The 5841-nt window shown below is 36.0% G+C and carries 3 protein-coding genes and 1 pseudogene; 1 reads left to right on the forward strand and 3 read right to left on the reverse strand.

All coding sequences use genetic code 11. The annotated features are described in order from the left end of the window. Nucleotides 1-682 (forward strand): fumarylacetoacetate hydrolase family protein (locus BZK14_RS07205; protein WP_425445330.1); only part of this gene is annotated, 682 nt, incomplete at its 5' end. Between the two features lie 56 nt (nt 683-738). Here BZK14_RS07205 and BZK14_RS07210 read toward each other — a convergent pair. The 3 genes and pseudogenes from BZK14_RS07210 to BZK14_RS07220 form a co-directional block, all read right to left on the reverse strand. Continuing rightward, entirely contained in the window at nt 739-2079 is a 1341-nt protein-coding gene (locus BZK14_RS07210) for an RCC1 domain-containing protein (RefSeq protein WP_077925855.1), read from the reverse strand. 20 nt (nt 2080-2099) lie between these two features. After that, entirely contained in the window at nt 2100-5495 is a 3396-nt protein-coding gene (locus tag BZK14_RS07215; protein WP_077925856.1) for a PilC/PilY family type IV pilus protein, read from the reverse strand. Between the two features lie 104 nt (nt 5496-5599). Next, nucleotides 5600-5841: pseudogene (locus BZK14_RS07220) on the reverse strand (SGNH/GDSL hydrolase family protein); the annotation flags it as partial.

The following is a 5841-nucleotide window of genomic DNA, read 5'->3' on the forward strand; positions in this document are numbered from 1 at the left end:
TCCAGTAGCAGAACCTATTGCCATCCCAATCAAAGGTAGTTCACTATTATTTCCCATCCATCGTATATTTTGTGTTGGCCGCAATTATATGGCGCATGCCAAAGAAATGGGAACAATTGTTGATAAAACCCAACAAGAGCCTTTTTATTTCTTAAAACATCCTAGTAGTTATGTCCCTAGCGGTGCTGAAATCCCTTACCCAACACGTACTAATAATTTTCACTATGAAATGGAATTTATCATTGCTATTGGTAAGGCTGGTGCGAACATTACACAACAAGATGCTATACACCATATTTTTGGTTATGGGTGTGGTTTAGATATGACCCGACGTGATCTACAAGCAAAAGCCAAAGATAATCGCCATCCTTGGGATATTGCTAAAGATTTTGAAAACTCAGCAATTCTTTCCGAAATTATGCCTATAACACAATCAGGAGAGATTACTGAAGGCACAATACAACTAACTGTCAATGACGAAATTCGCCAATCTTCTGATCTTAGCCATATGATTTGGAATGTAAATGAAATTATTGAGCATTTATCTACGTTATATACTCTACAGCCTGGCGACATCATCATGACAGGCACTCCTGAAGGTGTAGGTGCAATCCACCCTAATGATCAACTCACAGGATATATCGATAACATTAGCATGCTCACTGTTAAAATCAGTGCTTAAAAAACAACGTATCCCAAAAGTTCTATAAGATCTTTTGGGATAACAAAATATATCTTCTATTGCAAATCTCGGAGTTGCTGTCCTGGGAAATCCCTAATTAAACCTGCACCATAAAAAATTTGACCACCTGCATTATAACCTACACCCCATGCCGTACCATCACTCATCTCATAAGTTATATGATGCTTTCCTCTACCGATTTTAACAATAGAGCCAGGAATACGATTGCCCTCACTATCTAAAGTACTATGCTCATTTCTAAATTCATCCGTAATATTTGCTAATTTAGGGCAAGTTCCTTGGATATTATCGTAAGCCGACTCTACTGAAGTACCAAAAGTATAAATTTCATTATGGTTGGTTAATACTATTGTGGAAGTGAAATATGATTCCATTTGGACAACCTTACTAGGCACTAAAACACCATTCACCATTTTTGGTGGAAATGGCACCTCTACAGGAATAGGCGATTTAGTAGTATTAACACGAGATGAATTACAACTTTGCCCAACAGATCGATACCAACCCCAGCCGATAACTTTGCCATCATTCAATAAAGCAACGCCGTATTGATAACCCCCTGCAATTTTCACAATTTTATTTGCATAAGGTTTCAAATTCTCCACCTTCATAGGCGACCGCACATAATTATCACCAGAAGCATATAGTCCTAAAGAAGAATAAAAATCTCTTCCCCAAGCCCATACATTTTGCTCATTAGTATCCCATGAATTTTTATCATATGTCACTGCAAAGCCACCTTCATATGCAGCACCTATTAATCTGGCAACTTCACCATTTAAGTCAATTTTAGTGGGAGTCGCTGTATTCTTAGCCTTTGGCCCTAATCCTAACTGCCCAAAAGCTGAGCTGCCTGATGTTAAAACATTACCATTTAAATCTAAATAAATAGAATTATATTCACCAGCACCCACAGCTTGTCTCACTCTCAATCTTTGACCATCAGTGCCTTTCACTTCACAAGGTATAGAAACGATACCTGTATGACCGCAACCAGTTTCACCACGGGCATTTAAACCCCATCCAAATACATAGCCTTCATAGTCAACCGCAAGTAAATGATAGGCCCCACCAGATACAGAAACAATATTTTGTAAACTAGCAATTTTTTCAGGTACTCGATCTCTATCATATAAATTTCCATTAGTAGAGCCATTGCCTTGTTGGCCCGATCCCTTATATCCCCAAATCCATACTTCGCCATTTTTAATTCCTACACCTGTATCAATAGCGGTAGTTGATTGCGCTGCGCCCTCTCCTCCATTGATACCATATCCAGAATCACTCGCTTCAAGCGTTTGAGTTATCCCCATATTCACTAATAACGGTAATAAAGAAACACATAATAATGAATATCTCAAAACTTTACGTTGCATAAATATACTCCTACTCTTTATTAGAATAATTGTTGGATAGATAATCTTTTCTTAATCAAAACCCTAGGTGTAAAATTGTGACAAAATTCTGATATTTCTCGGTCCACTTCACCATTAGTAGTCGCAAGGCACTCTGACAAATGATCTTGTTCAAGGCCATGAGAAGTATTAAGATTTTTCTTATTCAACTCATCAATGTCTGACAAATCTAATGTGCTCATGCTGCCATGATCCATTTGCCCACCCAAATAACCTTGATATGTTATTGAAGAGCCACTTGGTAATGTCGGTGCTGTTAGCGCATCATATACCCCTGCAACATTAGTACCTCTGTGATTAAAGCTGCCGATTTCACCTGTTTCTGCATTTAAAGCAATCTGTAATCCTGAGCCGGTATCAGCACTGCAACTATCCAAATCATCACCTTCTGTAATCCCCCAAGTTGAAAAAACAATATCTCCATTTTTTGTCATACCGGGTTGATAAACGAGCCTATTCCCCAAATCCTTGTTACCTGTCGATAATTTCAAGAACCAACCTTGATTCGGTTTTTGTGAGTTGCTATTTAAAGAAACAATATTAGATGAAATCCTAAACTTGATTTCTTTTATACTGCTTAAAGATATTGGATTATGCACAGGTGCCGCAATAAAATATTGTTGTCTCTTAGATAAAGTACCTCGATCTAAATCCTTAGATACTTTACGCCCCGTACCAAAATAAACCCATTCTTGCTCTAATTCTTGATTCATATATAAAAAAGGTTTTGTTGTAATAGGATGATCAAAGAAGCGATGACCCTGAGCATTTGGATCATAGATTACAACAGGCGTACTTGCCGAGCCTAGCGCGCCATTTTGAGAAAAATCTACTCTATATAAACGGCCAGATTGATCACCCACTACGACATATTTAAGCTGTTGAAATCCAGTACTCTCATCTTTCATTAATGATAATGCTGGAGTAGAAGCACCACCACCATTATCAGATAAGGTAACTTGTTTTAATAACTCTCCCGTTTCAACATCAATAAAATACAAAATAGATTTTTGTGCGCCAATACCATTACCAAATACAGCAACGCCTTGACCTGCATTTTTACTGCCATTCAAAGAACGATTAAAAAATGCAAAGCCTGAGTAGGTATAACCTAAATTTTGAAATCCTTGTGTCTGATACTTAAAATTATCTTCATTCACTATTTCAAATAATGGTTGAATCGTTGTATCTAGCTTATTACCTTTTAAATGTAGTAACTGGTATCCCACTAAAGCTTTACCACCACCGCCCATACCACTTAGGCCTACAGCTTTTATATTGCCATTTTTACCCTTAAATTCAAAAATATTAGCCGCACCATCCATCGTAAAGGTAAAGGGCTGGTCTAAATTAACAATTTCCTGCAAGCGAGCAGCTAAAAATCCAGGAAAATATGCTGCACTGCGAACTCCACCATTTTCTAAAGACAAATTATGCTTACGATCTGTTTTAATAAAATGAACCATACCATCATTAGCATTGACAACTAATAATTCATTATCCATTTGATTTGCCTTAGCCATCACATATTGTGTGAACTCTCTTTTCAATGCTTCTGAAAAAAAGTTCAAATTAATATATTCCCTATCTTTAGCTAAAAAAGCAGGTTCACTATTAACGATAGGTCCAATGATAGAATGTCTTGGCTTAAACTGCGTTTGAGTAGTGCTACCTGTATTGGCAAAAACAGAAATTCCTTCTAACCAAAGTAAATACGCATCAGATAAGTCAGTTTGATATCGCTCTTTGTAGATTTTATTTAAACTTTCTACACTGAGCTGCTCCGATACAGGATTGAGCGGACTTTTATAACTCATCGTTAAGAATCGACCATTTAAAGGATAAGATCTTTGATTCATATTCCAAACAGGCTGATCTTGCCAAGCAGTACCTTGCCTATTCATTGTATAAGCATGAATATTACCCGAATTACTCGCTAAGTTATAAGTAAAAACATACCGAATGGTATTTGGCGTTCTCATGTATTGATCTTCTATAGGCATACCATTAGTAAAACGATCTTGACCATCACTTGATAATATACTAGACACATCTTCTAATACACTATTGACGTCTAAGTTCTGCTTAGTAATATGCTTGCCATCAGTCGCTGTGATTAAATTTTTTAATGGGACAGTTGGATTTTTACCAAAAAAGACAGCATTCACACTCAATGTTTGAGGCACACTCAAATTATCTGTCCATGATTTACCACCTAAGTCCATTGACGGCCTATTATTGACATTATGACCTGCCAATAAATCTTGCTTCATCCAACCTTGGAAAACATTTTGTGAAACAGGATGAGTTGCATTTTTATATCTATTTCTATCTAATTTAGAATCTTCATAGACCAATCCATCCTCAGAACCTGTATAACCATCTTCTATATAGGCAAATTGTGTATTAGGGTTTTGGAAAAAATTAGATAAACTAGTGGCTTTCAGTGAAGGGTATGATTTTAAGATCACCAACTTACCATTATTCCAAGCTTTACTTTCTGCAAAAATCAATTTTGATTGTAAACTAGAAGGTAGTGAAGCTGTATCATTACTTGCAAAAACATCGACATAACTACGATTAGGGCGACCATCGGTAAATAATACAATTTTATTTGCGGCACAACGATATTTCAATGGCGTTTTATATTCTTGGTATTTGTACCCTGTTGTTGTGTGCTCTATCGTCATAGGTACTGGATGACCTCGGAAATAGAGCGAGACATTATACAATGCAGGAAAAATAGGCGACCAAGCATTTTTCATTTGCTCTACATTGAATGTATTAGTGATTTTTTCATTCAACTCACTCCATTGCTTATTAGTATATTGAGATAAATCATCCACAGGATTCAATATCACTGAATATTTTTTATTCGGATCAGGATTCAATGCCAATGCAGCTGAATAGTCTTTCCCTGTACTCCCAAAGCCTAATAAATAGCCTTGATTAAAATATAATATAAATTGCTTCAGCAACCCACCAAATGCAACCCCTCTATTGATTTTTTGGCATTTTTCAATATAAATTGTGCCTTGATAATTTTTATGTTTATTTAAGGGGTCATAAGGAATGTAATTACCAGATGAAAATGGGTCATAATAATTCCCATCACGATACTTTGCTGAGCTTTTAATCGCACTCCAATCTGCGGGTTTTTCACATTCTGGTGAACCATAACCATAAAAATGCTCACTGACATACACCACATCTTTCTGAATACTAGCGGAATCATCAAATAGTGCAAACACATTATCTTTAGCATCTTTATTTTTGAGAATAGAACCTTGTGTTATCTCAATATTTAACTGACTTTGCGCAAAGACAGATTGTCCTAAAAGCGGTAATAATAAAAAGTAACTATATATATATCGCATAACTGCCTCTTTTATTTTTAATATTATCTGTTTTCTTACTTTAATTAAGTATTATTATACAGTCTAAACAATCTATAAACACATACTAGCATTATTGTCTTTTTTTATTTAGCAATTCCCCAGTATTGTAATAATGATTGATATAATATCTCCGCGCTAATCTCATAACCCAATGGTGTTAAGTGGATTAGATCTTTTTGTGCTAATCCCTCTGAATACCATTTAGCTATGTTGCAACGCCCACCCATGGCTTTCTGCCAATCCCAATATAATAAGTTTTCAGCCTTAGCTACAGCAATTTGCGTAGATTTGACAATTTCATAAGATATTGGCACATGCTCAACAC

It is taken from the genome of Wohlfahrtiimonas larvae (genome assembly GCF_002006755.1).
In the GTDB taxonomy this organism is placed as follows: Bacteria; Pseudomonadota; Gammaproteobacteria; order Cardiobacteriales; family Wohlfahrtiimonadaceae; genus Wohlfahrtiimonas; species Wohlfahrtiimonas larvae.

Coding starts and splice junctions, on each gene's coding strand:
- BZK14_RS07210 (WP_077925855.1), bottom strand. CDS start 2,079: ATGCAACGTAAAGTTTTGAGATATTCATTATTATGTGTTTCTTTATTA.
- BZK14_RS07215 (WP_077925856.1), bottom strand. CDS start 5,495: ATGCGATATATATATAGTTACTTTTTATTATTACCGCTTTTAGGACAA.